The organism is Novosphingobium organovorum (assembly GCF_022832435.1).
Classification (GTDB): Bacteria; Pseudomonadota; Alphaproteobacteria; order Sphingomonadales; family Sphingomonadaceae; genus Novosphingobium; species Novosphingobium organovorum.
The window spans coordinates 1-17240 of record NZ_JALHLF010000047.1 but is presented as its reverse complement, the minus strand read 5'-3'; the positions used below and the strand labels follow the sequence as shown (position 1 = coordinate 17240).

The following is a 17240-nucleotide window of genomic DNA, read 5'->3' as shown; positions in this document are numbered from 1 at the left end:
CGGTGGCGGCCGCGCCCGACGCTGTCAGGCGCGCGCCACCGGGACAGATGGCCTCAGGCGAGGCGCTCGGGCACCGACAGCGCCTCGGCGGTGATGCTCTCGCGCGTGCCCACCGATTCCCAGGGGAACACGAACCAGCGCTTGTCCTCGGTGCGGTCGATCGTGTCGGCCCACAGGTCGACACTGGCCTTGGACGCGATGTTGTTGATGACCACGGCGAAGCGCGTCGTTTCGCGGTTGCAGCCGCCCTCGTCGAGGCGGGCGCGCAGATATTCGATGGTCCCGCCCGAATCGTTGATGTCGTCGATGAACAGCAGCTTCTTGCCTTCGCCGCTCATCGCGGCGACCTTGGCCAGCAGCTCGTCGGCAAAGCCGGGGATCTTGGAGGAATGGTCGATCGAAAGCATCGGCACTTCGAGCTGGTGCGAGATGTAGCAACCGGGGACGAGACCGCCGCGGCCGATGCCGATCACGAAATCGGGCATCCAGCCGCTTTCGGCGACCTTGCGCGAAAGCACCCGCACCTTGGCGAGAAAGTCCTCGTAGTATTCGAGATATTGCAGCTGCGGCTCCGAGGTTTCACCCATGAGCGGAACTCCTGAAAGCAATTGGGAAAGCCAAGAGCGGTAGACAATCGGTGATCGCCGGACAATTGTCCACGGCGCCTATTCCCCCGCGTATCGCGTGATTTTCCACGCGCGCGGTCATTGCGCGACGTCCAGCTTCTGTTCGCGCAGGCCATGGTCGAGCTGGGCGAAGCCGTTCTCGATCTCGCGCAGGACCATCGTCGCGGCGTAGGACGGCGTGCGCGCCGAGGCGGTGCACAGCGCCAGCGTCATCGGGCGCAGGATCGGATCGGTGATGCGGGTGAACTGCAAGGCCCCGCTCTGCACTTCGGTGAGCACGTCGAGCGAGGTCAGGATGCCGATCCCGGCGCCCTCCATCACCAGCGAGGCGATCGCCTGGATATTGTCCGAGGTGACCTTGCGGCGCACCGGCACGTTGGTCGCCGCTTCGAGCACCGAGACCTGCTGGCCGACCGCGAGCGGTTCGACCGGCGCGATCACCGGTTCGCCGACACAGGCCGAAAAGCGCGCTTCCTTGCGCGCGCCGAAGGGGTGGCCGGGCGGGGTGAGAAAGCCGAGCACCACTTCGACAAAGGCGCGCACGTTGAGATCGCGGAAGCTTTGCGGATCGAACATGATCCCGAAGTCGACCTCGCCCTGGATGATCGCGCGGCGCACCGCATCGTTGTCGAGCACGCGCAGGCCCACGGTGATGCCAGGGTAGCGCTCCTGGATGTCGCACACGGTGCGCGGGATGTAGCCCTTGGCCAGCGCGTCGATCACCGCGATCTCGACATGGCCGCGCTTGAGCCCGCGCAAGTCCTCGATCCGGGCGCGCACGTCGGCCATGCCCTGTTCCCACTGGTGCGCCGAGGCCATCATCACCTCGCCCGCCGCAGTCAGCTTGAGCCCGGTGGGCAGGCGCTCGAACAGCGGAACGCCCAGTTCCGCCTCGACGTTGAGGATCTGGCGATCGATCGCGGAGGCCGACAGGTTCAGCTCGTCCGCCGCGCGGCGGATCGAGCCGAGCCGGCCGACCGCCATGAAATAGCGCAGGAAGCGCGAGAAAGCTGGCATGATCCTTGACCCTGAAGCGCGCGCACCGGTGAGGGTGCGCGCATTTTTGTAGCTCATTTTGCGCTACCATTGCATTTTGTTGCATGGTGTCAAGGGGTGGTTCGATCGGCCGGGGCGCGGCCCCGACAGATGGTGCGGGCTGGCGGAACCGGGGCGCGGCTGCGTCGGAGCCGGGTCGGGGCTGGCGGTCAGGCGATGATCAGTTCGACGCCCTTTGCGCGAATCTGTTCGGCCATCGCGGCGGGGATGCCGGCATCGGTGATGAGCACGTCCACTTCGTCGAGCCCGCACACGATCGCGCCCGAGGACAGCGTGAACTTGGTACTGTCGACCATCAGGATGACTTTCTCGGCGCGGTCCATGAAGCGCCGCTCGGCCGCGACGAGCACGATGTCGTGCTGCATCACGCCCTGCGGGCCGACCGCGGCGGCGCCCATGAACAGCTTGGGGGCGTGGAAGCGCGGCATCGATTCCTCGCCCGCGGGCGCCAGCACGATGTTCTGTTCGCGAAACACCGTGCCCGAGGGGATCAGCACGCGGGTGTCGGTCTGCGGCAGCAGCGCGTTGACGATGTGGAGCGAATTGGTGAGCACCTGCAGGCCCATCCCGGCCAGGTGCTGGCACATCTGGTAAGTCGTCGTCCCGCCATCAACCATGATCCCCTCGCCCGGCGTGCACAGGCGCGCGGCGGCAAGGCCGATGGCCTGCTTGTGCGCCAGGTTCTGCGTGATGGCGAGGTCGAACGGGGTTCCCGAAAGCGAGGGCTGGCGTTCGTTCTGGTCGGCGTCGGGGGGCAATTTCGCGCCGCCGTGGACGCGTTGCAACAGGCCCGCTTCCTCGAGCCGGGTGAGGTCGCGGCGGATGGTCGCGGGGGAGGCGGCGAGGCGCGCCTCCAGTTCGCGGTAGGTCACGAAGCCGCTGGGAGCCAGGGCCTCGAGGATCAGGGTTTCACGTTCAGCCGAGTGCATCCGTTTCGCGTCGCCTTCGCATCTTTGTGCCGTGCGTGGTACCGCGCGCGCGCGGGTTTAGCCAGCGTGTTGGCCCAGCATGTTGCCCAGCCCGATGATGACCGTGGCGCCCACCAGCAGGCCGATCCCCGCCCAGACGCGCACGCGCGTGCCGGTGCTGGCGCCCAGCCACTCCTTGAGCGCGAAGCCCCAGAGCGTCGAGAACAGGATGATCGAGGCCATGTGCAGCGTCCACGAGGAGAACCCGAAGCGCCCCATCTGGCTCTCGCCCATGGTGTAGAAGAAGAACTGGAAATACCACAAGGTCCCGCCCAGCGCGGCGAGCAGGTAGTTGACGAGAAGCGGGGCGCGGCGGGCTTGGGGCACCGGCTCGTCCCCCAGCGGCGCGCCCATGCCCGGATCGGCCAGCGCGCCCGGATCGGCGACGGTGCCGAAATACTGCCCGAAGCTGCGGTTGCGCGCGATCAGCACAGCGCACCACACGGCGTTGGTAGTGAGCCCGCCAGCCAGCACCACGCAGAGCACCGGCAGGCCCTGGCTGAGCGGAGAGGTCCCGGCGGCCAGCGTCAGGTCGCGGATCGGCTGCCCGGCGTCGAGCCCCCAGGCGAAACAGCCCGACATCACGCCCGAGAACACCGCGATGACAAGGCCCTTCTTCAGGTTGAACTCGGCCACTCCCGCGCTCGCCCCGTCGCCCAGTTCGGCGTCCTTGCGCTGGCCGGCGCGCGCGACGACGACGATGCCCACCAGCGTGACCAGAATGCCGAGCAGGGTGAGCTGGCCGCTCGTCTGCGCGGCGATTTCGCCGATCGTGCCGTGGAAGATCGGCGGGCCGAGCGTGCCGATCGCGGTCGTCAGGCCGAGCGCGACCGCCATGCCCAGCGACAGCCCGAGATAGCGCATGGTCAACCCGAAGGTGAGCCCGCCAAAACCCCACATCGCGCCCCAGAACCAGCACCATCCCAGCGTGCTGGCGGGGGTGCGGGCAAGCACGCCCAGGAGGTCGTGCGTGTTGAGCAGCGCGAACGTCCAGGGCGCGATGGCCCAGGAGAACACGCCGCCCGCCAGCCAGAAGATTTCCCAGTTCCACAGTCGGATGCGCTTGTAGGGGACGTAGAAGCTGGCCGAGGCGAAGCCGCCCAGCCAGTGAAAGATGACACCCAGTAAGGGGTTGGCGCCCATGGTCGTGATTTCCTCTTCCGGTTCTGTTTTTCGTTGGGGTGCAGGAGGGTTGCGGCCCTAAGGCGCGGCGAGACCCGGCGTGGTAGCGAGAATCGAACGATCGATGTCGGCGATACGCGTGCAGCCGGTCAGGGCCATGGCAATGCGCATCTCGGCCTCGATGATGGCGAGCATTCGGGTCACGCCCGCCTCGCCCGCCGCGCCCAGCGCCCAGGCCCAGGCCCGGCCGAGCAGCACGCCCTTTGCCCCCAGCGCCAGCATCCGCACCACGTCGAGCCCCGAGCGGATGCCGCCGTCGGCCAGCACGGTCAGGCGATCGCCCACCGCCTCGGCGATCGGGGGCAAGGCGCGCGCGCTCGACAGCACGCCGTCGAGCTGGCGCCCGCCGTGGTTGGAGACGACCAGGCCGTCGGCGCCCAGTTCGGCCGCTTCCTTCGCGTCCTCGGGATCGAGAATGCCCTTGATGACGAGCGGCCCGTCCCACTCGGCGCGGATGAAGTCGAGATCGCGCCAGTTGATCGAGGGATCGAAGTTATGGCGCATCCAGGCGAAGAAATCCTCGATACCCGTCTTGCCCTGGAGCACGGGGGCGACGTTGCCCAGCGTGTGCGGGCGCCCGTTCAGCCCGACGTCCCAGGCCCAGCCGGGGCGCATCGCGGCTTGGGCTGCGCGCCACACCGCGCCCTTGAGCCCGCCCGATCCGGCCAGCCCGGTGTGGTAGTCGCGGTAGCGCGCGCCGGGCACCGGCATGTCGACGGTGAACACCAGCGTCGAACAGCCCGCCGCGCGCGCCTTGGCCAGGAGGTCCTTCATGAACGCGCGGTCGCGGATCATGTAGAGCTGGAACCAGAACGGCTTGCTGGCGGCCGCCGCTACTTCGCCGATGGTGCACGCGCCCACGGTCGAAAGCGTGAAGGGGACGCCCGCCTTTTCCGCCGCGCGCACCGCCTGGCATTCGCCGCGCCGCGCGTTGAGCCCGGCAAGCCCGATCGGCGCGAGCGCGAGCGGCAGCGCGCTCTTCTGGCCGAACAGCTCGGTCGACAGGTCGAGCGCGGAGACATCGCGCAGCACGCGCTGGCGCAAGGGCAGTTCGGCAAGGTCGGCCACGTTGCGGCGCAGCGTCGCCTCGGCGTAGGAGCCGCCGTCGATATATTCGAACAGGAAGCGCGGCAGGCGCTTCTTCGCGGCGGCGCGCAGGTCGGGAACCGAAGCCAGGATCATCAGACAAGCTCCCGCATCTGCGCGTGCCAGGCGGCGCGATAGCCCGAAAGATCGCCCTCGAGGGGTTCGACCCGGCGCAGCTGGCTGTCGGCGGTAAGATCGGGGTCGATCAGCCGCAGCGCGCCGAACGAGACGTCGTTGTGCGCGTGGGCGATATAGACTTCGGTGTCCGGGCGCAGCGCGGCGAGCGCGCGCACGAACACCTCGGCGTCGCAAAAGCGCCCCTCGATCAGCAGCCTGTCCTTGGCGCCGATGAGGTCGAGCGCGGTGTCGGCGACCATCGCGGCGTAGAGACAGATCGCCGCGCGCCGGGCGTACCAGGTGCCCGCCCATTCGACCGGGGCGTTGATCCAGCGCGCGCGGCCCGAAGGGTAGGGGCCGAAGCCGGGGGTGAGCGAGGGCATCATCATCGTGCGCCGCTCGAGCAGCGCGGGAACGGCCTCCATCAACAGCGGCTGGTCGGGGCGGATGTCGATGCGGCGGGTGTCGATCTGGATCACCGTCTCGATCTCGCGCCCGCCCATGAACCGGGCTGAGGGCACCGGCTGGCCATAGGCATCGACGTTGACCAGCGTGTCGCGCCCATCGGGCAGGTCGGCGAGCGCGAAGGCCTCGCGCGCCAGGCGCATGGCGATGAACCAGGTCCCGGTCGAGAGGATCGTCGCCTCGTGGTTGGCGATCTCGGGCAGGCCGCGCGCGGCGAGCAGCGCGGCGTTCGAATCGTGCAGCCCCGCGAGCACGCGCACCTCGGGGGACAAGCCGCTCTGCGCGGCAAGATCGGGGCGCAGCGTGCCGACCGTATCGGCCGCGCGGGCGAGGGGAGCAAACCGCGTCGCCCAGCCCAGCCGCACCGCCATCGGCGAGAACGTGCCCTGTTCGGGCGCCCAGAGGTCGGAGTGGCAGCCAAGGCTGGTCACTTCGCTGACCGCCGCGCCGCTCAGGAACCAGGCCCAGTACTGCGCCCAGGGCACCAGCGTGGCGCGCGCCATCGCCTCGGGGTATTGCTGCGCCATCCAGTAAACTTGCGTGCCCAGGTTCAGCCCGTCGGGCAGGGCGGGGGAGCCGGTCAGCGCGAAGGGGTCGCGCTCGGCGTGGTAGGCGGCGCGCACCGCTTCGGGAATCGGCTGCTCGTAGTCGAGCGGGGGAAACAGCAGGTGCGCGTCGGCTCCGGCGCCGTCGAGCGCGGCAAAGCCCGCGCCGTGGGCAACGGGGACGATCGTCTCGATCGCGCGATCGGCCCAGCGGGCGAGCCCTTCGCGAATCCACGCGCCGATCCCTTCCGCATCGAGCCTTCGGATTCCGTCAATTTCGATCACCTGATTCGGGCGCACCTGACGGTCGATCAGCACGCCTCCGCGCGACCACAGGGTCAGCTTGCTCAGCGTCTTGCCGATGTCCACGACGATCGTCGTGCCAGCTCGGGTGCCGCCTGCGCGCGTGGTACCTTCCTTGGTCATTCACTCTCCACTTGGTTGTTCACGCGGTTTTCGTGTCCGTGCGACTTCATTTCGAGTCGCTTGCGACAAGGGCGTTGTATGATTGCTTCTGATCGTTTACTACCGAATCAGATTGAACCTGAAAAGAGGCAATATCAGAGGATGTCCATGGATTCGCTTACTGCCCCGGCGCCTGTCGCCGCCATTCCCTTCGCCGTTCCCTCCAGCCGGTGGGACGACGCGCACGCCGCGACCCTCTCGCCTCCGCAATTGCTGCTCTACCGCTCCAATCTGCTGGGTTCGGACCTGACTGTCACGAACTTTGGCGGGGGCAACACCTCGGCCAAGATCACCGAGACCGATCCGCTCACCGGTGCGCCGGTCGAGGTGCTGTGGGTCAAGGGCTCGGGCGGGGACATCGGCTCGATGAAGCTCGATGGCTTCGCCACGCTCTATATGGACAAGCTGCTCGGTCTCGAGGCGCACTATGCCGGGCCGGAGGATGACGACAAGATGGTCGGCTTCCTGCCGCACTGCACCTTCAATCTCAACGCGCGCGCGGCCTCGATCGACACCCCGCTGCACTCGCAACTGCCCTTCGCGCATGTCGACCACGTCCACCCCGACGCGATCATCGCGCTCGCCGCATCCTCGAACGGCGAAGCCGCGACGCAGGAGATCTGGGGCGGCAAGATCGGCTGGCTGCCCTGGAAGCGCCCCGGATACACGCTGGGCGTGATGCTGCGCGACTACGTGGCGGCCAACCCGCATGTCGAAGGCGTCATGCTCGCCGGACACGGCATCATCTGCTGGGCCGACAGCGCCAAGGCCTGCTACGAACACACCGTCGCGCTGATTGCCGACGCGGCCTCCTATCTCAATTCCAAGCTTGCCGAAAAACCCGCGTTTGGCGGTCCGGTCCATCATCTCTCCTCCGACCGGGCGGCCGTAGCCTCCGACCTTATGCCGCGTCTGCGTGGTCTCATGACCGGGGCGCGGCGTAAGGTCGGTCATTTTTCGGACGATGCCGAAGCGCTCGAATTCGTCAATTCGGCCGATTTCGAACGGCTCGCGGCGCTCGGCACCTCGTGCCCCGACCACTTCCTGCGCACCAAGATCGCCCCGCTCACGCTCGATCCCGCAAAGCTCGCCGACGAGGCCTATCTCGCGCAGAAACTGTCGGACTACCGCGATCTCTACGCGGCCTATTACGAGCGCTGCAAGCGTCCCAACTCGCCCGCGATGCGCGATCCCAACCCGGTCGTCGTGCTGGTGCCGGGGGTCGGGCGCATCACCTTTGCCACCGACAAGACCACCGCGCGGCTGGCCGGGGAATTCTACGGCAACGCGATCAACGTGATGCGCGGTGCTGAGGCGATCGGCGATTACATCGCGCTCGACGAGCAGGAAGCCTTCGACATCGAGTACTGGCTGCTCGAGGAAGCCAAGCTCCAGCGCATGCCCAAGCCCAAGCCGCTGGTCGGGCGCATCGCGCTGGTCACCGGCGGGGCCGGTGGGATCGGCGCGGCAACGGCGGCGCGGCTGATGGCCGAGGGCGCCTGCGTCATGCTGGCCGACCGCGCGGCCGACGCGATCGAGGAGGTGCGCGCGGGCTTCGCCAGGCAGTACGGCGCCGACGTGGTGCGCGCGACCGTATGCGACGTGACCGACGAGGCGCAGGTCGCCGAAGCCTTCGCGGCCTGTGCGCGCGAATTCGGCGGGCTCGACATCCTCGTCGCCAACGCGGGAATCGCGTCCTCGGCGCCGATCGAGGAGACCACGCTCGAGCTGTGGGACCGCAACTACGACGTGCTGGCCCAGGGCTACTTCCTGACCAGCCGTGCGGCCTGGCCGATGCTCAAGCGCATGAAGGAGCAGGGCGGGGCCTCGGTGGTGTTCATCGGCTCGAAGAACGCGGTTGCCGCCGCGACCAACGCCAGCGCCTACGCTTCGGCCAAGGCGGCGGCCAACCATCTCGCGCGCTGCCTGGCGCTCGAGGGTGCGCCGGCGGGAATCCGCGTCAACGTGGTCAACCCCGATGCGGTGATCAAGGGCAGCCGGATCTGGGACGGCGACTGGCGCAAGGAGCGCGCGGGCGCTTATGGCATTGATTCCGGATCGGAACTGGAGGAACATTACCGCAAGCGTTCGATGCTGGGACGCGACGTGCTGCCCGCCGACATTGCGGAGGCCGCCTACTTCCTGGCTTCGGACATGTCGGCCAAGTCGACCGGCAACATGATCAATGTCGATGCGGGCAACGCGCAGGCCTTCACGCGCTGAGGATCGCGCTTGCGGCGGCGCGCCGCCTGTTCGGCGCGCCGCCGCGGCCGGTCCATCAGGACAGGCGCATCAGGATAGAAGATCCGGCCAAGCCGGGCTTGAGAGGACGTAACCAATGACCAATCTGCCGATTTCCGACGATCTGATCGCCGAGGCCAACGCCCGCGAGGCCGCGGCGCTCGAGGACGAATATGGTGCGCTGGGGCGCAAGCTCGAACGCGCCGGGATCGACATCGACACGATCAAGGGCAAGGTCGCCCGTTTTTCGGTCGCGGTGCCTTCGTGGGGCGCGGGCCGGGGCGGCACGCGCTTTGCCAAGTTCCCGATCGCGGGCGAGCCGACCAACATCCACGAGAAGCTCGAGGATTGTTCGGTCATCAACCAGCTTTCGCAGATGACCCCGCGCGTCAGCCCGCACTTCCCCTGGGACAAGGTGTCTGACTTCGGCGCCCTGCGTGAGGAAGCCGCGAGCCTGGGGCTGGGCTTCGATGCGGTCAATTCGAACACCTTCCAGGACCAGAAGAACCAGGCGCACAGCTATTCCACCGGCTCGCTCTCCTCGACCGAGGCGCCGACCCGCGAGCAGGCGGTGGAACACAACATCGAATGCATCGAGATCGGCAAGCAGCTGGGCTCCAGGGATCTCACCGTGTGGGTGGGCGATGGCACCAACTTTCCCGGTCAGCAGGACCTTGCGCGCAGTTTCGATCGCTATCTCGACGCCGCGAGCCAGATCTACGCCGCGCTGCCCGACGACTGGCGCATGCTGCTCGAACACAAGATGTTCGAGCCTGCGTTCTATTCGACCGTGATCCAGGACTGGGGGTCCTCGATCCTCGCCGCGCAGGAGCTGGGCCCCAAGGCCAAGTGCCTGGTCGATCTTGGCCACCACGCGCCCAACGTCAACATCGAGCAGATCGTCGCGCGCCTGCACCGCTTCGGCAAGCTGGGCGGCTTCCACTTCAACGACAGCAAGTATGGCGATGACGATCTCGATTCGGGCTCGATCAACCCGCACCAGCTGTTTCTCGTCTTCAACGAACTGATCGAGGCCGAGCTGAACCCGCGTGACGGGTTCAACCCCAGCTACATGATCGACCAGTCGCACAACGTCACCGATCCGATCGAATCGATGATGAGTTCGGCCGAGGCGATCGGCCAGTGCTACGCCAAGGCGCTGCTGGTCGACCGCGAGGCGCTGCATCTGGCGCAGGAAGCCAACGACACGATGATGGCCTTCCAGGCGCTGCGCCGGGCCTACACCATCGACGTCGCACCGATTCTTGCCAAGGCGCGCGTGGAGGCGGGCGGGGCGATGGATGTGCTCGGCGTCTACCGCGAGAGCCGCTACCGCGACCGCAAGGCGCAGGAGCGCGAAGCGGTGGGTCTGGGCGCCGGGATCGTCTGACCCAGCGCTTTGGCCAGGCCCCGTTCCCGGTGCGGCCGGGAGCGGGGCTTTATGCATTGCATCGTTGAAAAACAATAATAAAAACGTGCGACATTCTTGGGAGGACATTGTGAGACTGCGCCCTTCGACCGCAGCCCTGACCGGGCTTTTGCTGGCTTCCAGCGTTTTGACCGTTCCCGCCTCGGGCGAGGACAGCGCCACCCCGGCCACCATCCCGGCCACAGCGCCGGCGCCCTACGCCGCCGAGAATGCCCCGCTTTCCACCCGCTTCCAGAACCCGCCGGCAAGCGCGCGTCCGCGCGTGNCCATCCCGGCCACAGCGCCGGCGCCCTACGCCGCCGAGAATGCCCCGCTTTCCACCCGCTTCCAGAACCCGCCGGCAAGCGCGCGTCCGCGCGTGTGGTGGCACTGGATGAACGGCAACATCACCAAGGACGGCATCGCCAAGGACCTGGCGTGGATGAAGCGCGTGGGGATTGGCGGGGTTCAGGCCTTCGACGCCAATCTCCAGACCCCGCAGGTGGTCGACCACCGGCTCGTCTACATGACGCCCGAATGGAAGGACGCCTTCCGCTTCGCCGCGCACGAGGCCGACCGGCTCGGCCTTGAACTGGCCATCGCCTCCTCGCCCGGCTGGTCGGAGACCGGCGGCCCCTGGGTCGCGCCGAAGGACGGGCTCAAGAAGCTGGTGTGGAGCGAGACCGCGGTGGCGCCGGGCACGCATTTCGCCGGAAAGCTCGCGCCGCCGCCAAGCGTGAGCGGCCCGTTCCAGGGCCTGCGCCCCGCGCTCAGCATCGAGGAGATGATCTCGGGCCATCCCGCACCGCCGGGGCCGCAGTACTATGGCGAGGTCGGCGTTTTCGCGGTGCCCGTGGCCAGCGATGCCACGCTTGCCCCGGCCAGCGTGCGCGATGGTGAGGGCCACGCGCTCGACGCCGCGACGCTGGGCGATGGCGATCTGTCGAGCGGGGTTACGCTGGCGCGTCCGGCAACGGGCGATCCCTTGCTCGAACTGGGTTACGCCAAGCCGGTCAGCGTGCGCACCGCGACGCTTTACCTGCCCGATGTCATGGTGCCCTTCGCGGGCTCGCCCTTCACCGCCGTGCTCGAAGCGAGCGCGGACGGCACGCACTTTACTCCGATCACCGAAATCCGCCTGACCGCGGTGCCCACCACGGTCGGCTTCGCGCCGGTCACCGCGCGGGCGTTTCGCGTGGTGTTCAAGCCGCGCGACATCGGCGGGGGCGGTCTGGGCTCGCCCGCGCCGGGCGTGGCGATGGGCGGTCTGTTCGACGGGATCGGCGCCCAGCTGGCGAAGAAGCCGCTTGTCGGGGGCCAGTTCACGCTTGGCGGCGCGCCGCGCGTCGACCGCTACGAGACCAAGGCGGGCTTCGTGATGAGCCCGGACTACTATGCGCTGACGACCAAGGACAACGCCGCGCAAGGGATCGCGCCGGGGCAGGTGGTCGACCTGACCGGAAAGATGCGCGCCGACGGCACGCTTGACTGGAGCGCGCCCAAATTGCCCAAGGGGCAGCGCTGGCGCGTGCTGCGCATGGGCTATTCGCTGCTCGGCACGACCAACCATCCCGCCCCGCCCGAGGCGACCGGGCTCGAGGTCGACAAGTTCGACGGCGCGGCGGTGCGCGGCTATCTCGAGCATTATCTCGGGATGTACAAGGACGCGGCCGGGGCGGACATGGTCGGCAAGCACGGCGTGCGCGCGCTGCTCACCGATTCGATCGAGGTAGGCGAGGCCAACTGGACCCCGCGCATGGTCGAACAGTTCACCCGCCTGCGCGGTTACGACCCGCGCCCCTGGCTGCCCGCGCTGACCGGCGTGCTGATCGGCACCCGGTCCGACACCGACAAGTTTCTCTACGACTACCGCCGCACGCTCGCCGACCTGCTTGCCAGCGAGCATTACGGCACCGTTGCCAAGGTCGCGCACGAGAACGATCTGAAGGTCTATGGCGAGGCGCTCGAGGACCATCGCCCGATGCTGGGTGATGACATGGCGATGCGCAGCCATACCGATGTCCCGATGGCCGCGATGTGGACCTACAACGACAAGGACGGCCCGCGCCAGACGCTGATCGCGGACATGAAGGGGGCGGCCTCGGTCGCGCACCTTTACGGGCAGAACCTGGTCGCGGCCGAATCGATGACCGCGCAGATGGCGCCCTGGGCCTTCGCACCCAAGGACCTGAAGCGGATCATCGACCTGGAGTTCCTCTCGGGCGTCAACCGGCCGGTGGTCCACACCTCGGTCCACGTCCCGGTCGATGACAAGAAGCCGGGCCTCTCGCTGTTCATCTTCGGCCAGTATTTCAACCGGATGGAGAGCTGGGCCGATATGGCCGGGCCCTGGGTCGATTACATGGCGCGCTCCTCGCTGCTGCTGCAGGACGGGCGCGACGTGTCCGACGTCGCCTATTTCTTCGGCGAGGAAGCGCCGCTCACCGAGCTTTACGGAGATACCCCGGTGGCCGATGCGCCGACCACCCACGGTTATGATTTCCTCGACTTCGACGCGCTCACCGGCCTGCTCTCGAACGACGGGGCCGATGTCGTGGCGCCGAGCGGCGCGCGCTACAAGGCGATATACCTCGGCGGTTCGTCGCGGCGCATGACGCTCGCCGCGCTGACCAGGCTGGCGCAGCTGGTCGAAGGCGGCGCGACGCTGGTCGGCCCGGCGCCCACCGCCTCGCCCAGTCTGTCGGGCCGCCAGGCCGGTGAAACGGGGCGCTGGGACGCGCTCGTCGCGCGGCTCTGGCCGCAAGGGGCCAAGGGCGTGGTGAACGTCGGCAAGGGCCGGGTGATTGCCGACGAGGCGATCGAGCCCGCGCTCGCCGCGATCGGTGTCGCGCCCGACTTCAGCTTCACCGGTGCGCCCGAAGGCGCGCAGGTGCCCTTCGTCCATCGCCGCGATGCGCGCGGCGACATCTACTACCTCGTCAACCGGCAGGACGCCCCGCTCGCGATCACCGCGCGCTTCCGCGTGACCGGCAAGGCGCCCGAGCTGTGGCATCCCGAGACCGGCACCGCCGAGCCGGTCAGCTACACCATCGCCGATGGGGCGACCACGGTGCCGCTGCAGCTCGATCCGGGCGAGGCGGTCTTCGTGGTGCTGCGCCAGGATACCGATCAGGCCACCCGCACGGTGCCGGCGCGGACCCGCGTGCCGCTCGCCACGCTCGACGAGGGGTGGAGCGTGCGCTTCCAGGCCGATCGCGGCGCGCCCGACACGCTCGCCTTGCCGCGTCTCATCCCGCTCGAGACGAGCGCGCAGCCGGGGGTGAAGTATTTCTCGGGCGAGGCGACCTACACCCGCAGCTTCTCCCTTCCCGCCAGGGCGAAGCCCGGCCAGCCGCTCTGGCTGGACCTGGGCAAGGTGGGCGATCTGGCGGAGGTTTCGGTCAACGGCACGCGGGTCGGCACGGTGTGGCACGCGCCCTACCGGCTCGACATTGCCAAGGCGGTGCGCGCGGGCACCAACACGCTTTCGGTGCGGGTCGCCAACACCTGGGTCAACCGGCTGGTGGGCGACGCGCAGCCCGGCGCCAAGCCGATCACCTGGACCGCGATGCCGACCTACCGCGCCGACGCGCCGTTGCGCCCGTCGGGCTTGATCGGTCCGGTCACGCTTGAGGGGCTGGCGCCGACGCGCTAGCGATCGTCGTGCCGTCGCCTGCCTGTAGCGGGGCAGGCGGCCACGCGCCGGGTGGTCCGGCGCGCCGGAAAAGGGCGATGAGACGATGATCGATCCGCGCGCGCTGCGCATCTTCCTGGCGGTGTGCCGGGCCAACTCCATCAGCGGCGGCGCGCGCGAGCTCAACTTGTCGCAACCCTCGGTTTCGAACGCCATTGCCCAGCTCGAACGCGCGACCAAGGCGCGCCTGTTCGAGCGCGCGCGCACCGGGATCACGCTGACCCGCGCGGGAGAACTGCTGGCGAGCCGTTCGCAGGCGATGGAAAACCTGTTGCGCGATGCGGAAAGCGAGCTGCGGCTGGCCGAGCGCGGGGCGATCGGTCCGCTGCGCGTGGGTGGCACCCCCGGCGCGCTGGTCAGCCTGCTGCCGCGCGCGCTCGAACAACTGGAAACCGCGACGGGCCAGTTCGACCTGCGCGTGGTCGAGCGCCCCGACGACGCGCTGAGCGAAATGCTGCGCAGCGGCGAGATCGAGCTGGCCTTCACCACCACCGGGATCGGCGTGCCCGAGCCCGACATCGAAGAAGTGAGCGCCTCGCAGGACCCCTTCGCGCTGATCGTCGGACGCGCCAACTACCATCTGCCCGACCGCATTTCCCTGCGCGACGTGGCCGGAATGCGCTGGGTCCTGCCCGAGGCGCGCGGTGCCTTTCGCCGCCAGACCGACGCGCTGTTCATGGCCGCCGAAATGCCCGCTCCGGCCGATGCGATCCGCTGCGATTCGCTGCTCACCACCAAGGCCATCGTGCGCGGCGGCAAGCGCGTGACGATCCTGCCGGTGCAGGTCGCCTCGGCCGAGCTGTCGATCGGGGTTATGCGCGCGATCACCATCGAGGAGGCCCATTTCCAGCGCAGCATCGGCATTCGCCGCCTGCGCACAGGGGTTCTCTCGCCGCTCGCCCAGGCCCTGGTCGACATCCTCATTCCATAGCTTCAAGCTATACTGATCCGAAATATCATTATTTTTATTTCGTCGGGAAAGGCGCCATAAGGTCGTTAAGCAAAAGAAAGACGAGAGGAAGAGCCGATGGGGATCCTGATCCGCAACGCGCAGGTGTTCGATGGAACCGACGCGCCCAGCCGTCCCGGTGCGGTGCTGGTCGAAGGCGATCGCATCGTGGCGGTCTACGAAGATCCCGCCGGAAGCGACGCTCCGGCCGACGCTGAGGTGATCGACGCGGGCGGCATGACGCTGATGCCCGGCCTGATCGACGCGCACACCCACCTCACCTGGGGGTCGAGCGTCGAGAAGATCTACCACCAGTTCATTCTTCCCCAGGACGAGCTAAAGGTCGCCGCCTGGCGCAACGCGCGGGTGCTGCTCGACCATGGCTTCACCAGCCTCTATTCCGCCGGCGCGCTGGGCGACCGGATCGAGCCCGAGCTGGCCGCGGCGATCGCCCGCGGCGAGACCAAGGGCCCGCGCCTCGTCCCCTCGACGATCGAGCGCAGCCCCGAAGGCGCTGAGGGCGTTGACACCGGTGATGTGTTCAACGGCCGCGGCACCGAGGCGATGCGCGCCTTCGTGGCCTACTGCAAGGACGAGGGCGTGCGTTCGATCAAGCTCGTCGTCTCGGGCGAGGACGCGCTCAAGCCCGATTCGGCGATGGACATCCTCTACACCCGCGAGGAAATGGAAGCGGCGGGCGAGGCCGCGCGCGAAGCCGGGCTGTGGATCGCCACCCACGTCTATTCGCCCGAGGCGATCGGCCTCGCGCTCGATGCCGGTGCGCGCATCCTCTACCACTGCTCCTTCGCCGATGCCGAGGCGGTCGAGCGGATCGCCGCGCACAGGCACACCGTGTTCTACGCGCCGGGGGTGGGCGTTTCGGTCGCCGCGCTCGAAGCCAATCCGCCGCCGCATGTCGACATGACGCACATGAAGGCGAGCGCGCAAAAGCGCATCGAACTCGAGCGCGAACTGGTGCCCGCGCTGCGCGATCGCGGGGTGCGCGTGCTGATCGGGGGCGACTACGGTTTCCCGTTCAACCCCAACGGGCGCAACGCGCGCGACCTGGAGCACTTCGTCACCCTCTTTGGCTACACCCCCACCCAGGCGCTCCAGGCTGCGACCCAGTACGGCGGCCAGCTGATGGGGCTCGAAGTCGGGCAGGTGCGCGAGGGCTATCTTGCCGATCTCCTGCTGGTGGATGGCGATCCGACGCAGGACGTGCGCGTGCTGCAGGACAAGGACAAGCTGGCCATGATCATGCTCGGCGGCGCGCTGCACAAGGCGCCCGCCTCCATCGAGACCGCGGACTAAACCCATGCAACAGTGCGACGTCATCATCGTGGGCTGCGGTCCCGTGGGGGCCCTTGCGGCCAATTTCCTGGGGCGAAGCGGCCTTTCGGTGCTCGTTCTGGAGAAGGAACTCGAACACTATCCGCTGCCGCGCGCGGTGCATCTCGACCATGAGATGATGCGCCTGTTTCAGTCGGCCGGGGTGATCGACCGGGTCGAGGGCGACATGATCGCCACCGACGGGCACCTCCACGTCGGCGCCGACCACGGTGTGATCCGCTACATGGGTACGGTCGGCAAGCCGCGTCCGTTCGGCTGGGCCAACGACTACTTCTTCTACCAGCCCGAACTCGAGGCGCACTTGCGCGAGGGTTTCGCCGCGCTCGAAACGGTGGAGCTGCGCCTTGGTGCGCAGTTCACCCGGCTCGAACAGGCGGGAGCGGGCGTCACCGTCCATTTCCGCGACTCCACCGGCGAACACGCGGTAGAGGCGCGCTGGGTGATCGGCTGCGACGGCGCGCGCTCGGGCGTGCGCAAGGCGCTCGACGTCCGTCTCGAGGACCTCGAATTCGAGGAACCCTGGCTGGTGGTCGATGCCGAAGTCGAAGGTCCGATCCGTTTTCCCGCGATCACCGGCGTACCCGCCGATGCCGATCTGCAACGCCTGTCGGTAATGATGTGCGATCCGGCGCGCCCCGCAACGATCGTGCCGGGGCGCGGCAACCACCGCCGCTGGGAATTCATGCTGCTCCCCGGCGAGGACGATCAGGCGATGATGGCGCCTGAAAGCGTCGCTGCGCTGATCGGCCCCTGGGTCGAGGGTTCGGCGCACCGTATCGTGCGCGCCGCGACCTACCGGTTCCATGGCCTCGTCGCGCAGCGCTGGCAGGTCGGGCGGGTGTTCCTGGCGGGCGATGCCGCGCACCAGACCCCGCCGTTCTTCGGGCAGGGCATGTGCCATGGCCTGCGCGACGTCGCCAATCTCGCCTGGAAGATGGACGCCATCGTCAACCACGGCGCGCACGAGGCGCTGCTCGACACCTACCAGGACGAGCGTGACGGCCATGTGCGCGCGGTGATCGGCGCGGCGGTCGCGGCGGGGCGCTACATTTGCGAACTCGACGGGGTGAAGGCCGCCGCGCGCG

General features: G+C 68.2%; 12 protein-coding genes. 6 read left to right on the top strand and 6 right to left on the bottom strand.

Annotation, left to right across the window (positions count from 1 at the left end):
• Nucleotides 1–53: 53 nt before the first annotated feature.
• From MTR62_RS12325 to MTR62_RS12300, 6 genes are all read right to left on the bottom strand, one after another.
• Nucleotides 54–587, bottom strand: coding sequence for a phosphoribosyltransferase (locus MTR62_RS12325; protein WP_244021300.1), 534 nt, complete (start codon nucleotides 585–587; stop codon nucleotides 54–56).
• 117 nt (nucleotides 588–704) lie between these two features.
• On the bottom strand, nucleotides 705–1643 hold the full coding sequence (locus MTR62_RS12320) for a LysR family transcriptional regulator (protein ID WP_244021298.1): 939 nt from the start codon (nucleotides 1641–1643) through the stop codon (nucleotides 705–707).
• A 188-nt stretch (nucleotides 1644–1831) separates the two neighbouring features.
• On the bottom strand, nucleotides 1832–2611 hold the full coding sequence (locus MTR62_RS12315; RefSeq protein WP_244021296.1) for a DeoR/GlpR family DNA-binding transcription regulator: 780 nt from the start codon (nucleotides 2609–2611) through the stop codon (nucleotides 1832–1834).
• 57 nt (nucleotides 2612–2668) lie between these two features.
• Nucleotides 2669–3793 carry an L-rhamnose/proton symporter RhaT gene (gene rhaT, locus MTR62_RS12310; RefSeq protein ID WP_244021294.1) on the bottom strand — a complete coding sequence of 375 codons (1125 nt, stop codon included), beginning with the start codon at nucleotides 3791–3793 and terminating at the stop codon, nucleotides 2669–2671.
• A gap of 57 nt (nucleotides 3794–3850) precedes the next feature.
• Entirely contained in the window at nucleotides 3851–5014 is a 1164-nt protein-coding gene (gene lldD / locus MTR62_RS12305; RefSeq protein WP_244021292.1) for an FMN-dependent L-lactate dehydrogenase LldD, read from the bottom strand.
• Nucleotides 5014–6471 carry an FGGY-family carbohydrate kinase gene (locus MTR62_RS12300; protein ID WP_244021289.1) on the bottom strand — a complete coding sequence of 486 codons (1458 nt, stop codon included), beginning with the start codon at nucleotides 6469–6471 and terminating at the stop codon, nucleotides 5014–5016. The genes lldD and MTR62_RS12300 overlap by 1 nt, the downstream gene beginning before the upstream one ends.
• Before the next feature lie 147 nt (nucleotides 6472–6618).
• Between MTR62_RS12300 and MTR62_RS12295 the strand changes: the two genes are divergently transcribed.
• The 6 genes from MTR62_RS12295 to MTR62_RS12270 all read left to right on the top strand — a co-directional run.
• The gene (locus tag MTR62_RS12295; protein ID WP_244021287.1) at nucleotides 6619–8733 is read left to right on the top strand and encodes a bifunctional rhamnulose-1-phosphate aldolase/short-chain dehydrogenase; all 2115 of its coding nucleotides are present in this window, start codon (nucleotides 6619–6621) and stop codon (nucleotides 8731–8733) included.
• A gap of 115 nt (nucleotides 8734–8848) precedes the next feature.
• The gene (rhaI, locus tag MTR62_RS12290; RefSeq protein WP_244021285.1) at nucleotides 8849–10141 is read left to right on the top strand and encodes an L-rhamnose catabolism isomerase; all 1293 of its coding nucleotides are present in this window, start codon (nucleotides 8849–8851) and stop codon (nucleotides 10139–10141) included.
• Nucleotides 10053–13814, top strand: coding sequence for a glycosyl hydrolase (locus MTR62_RS12285; protein WP_456152711.1), 3762 nt, complete (start codon nucleotides 10053–10055; stop codon nucleotides 13812–13814). The genes rhaI and MTR62_RS12285 overlap by 89 nt, the downstream gene beginning before the upstream one ends.
• A gap of 85 nt (nucleotides 13815–13899) precedes the next feature.
• Nucleotides 13900–14784 carry a LysR family transcriptional regulator gene (locus MTR62_RS12280; RefSeq protein ID WP_244021283.1) on the top strand — a complete coding sequence of 295 codons (885 nt, stop codon included), beginning with the start codon at nucleotides 13900–13902 and terminating at the stop codon, nucleotides 14782–14784.
• Nucleotides 14785–14880: 96 nt separating this feature from the next.
• Nucleotides 14881–16116 carry an amidohydrolase family protein gene (locus tag MTR62_RS12275; protein WP_244021282.1) on the top strand — a complete coding sequence of 412 codons (1236 nt, stop codon included), beginning with the start codon at nucleotides 14881–14883 and terminating at the stop codon, nucleotides 16114–16116.
• 4 nt (nucleotides 16117–16120) lie between these two features.
• A partial coding sequence (locus tag MTR62_RS12270; protein WP_244021281.1) for a bifunctional 3-(3-hydroxy-phenyl)propionate/3-hydroxycinnamic acid hydroxylase occupies nucleotides 16121–17240 on the top strand: 1120 nt, incomplete at its 3' end.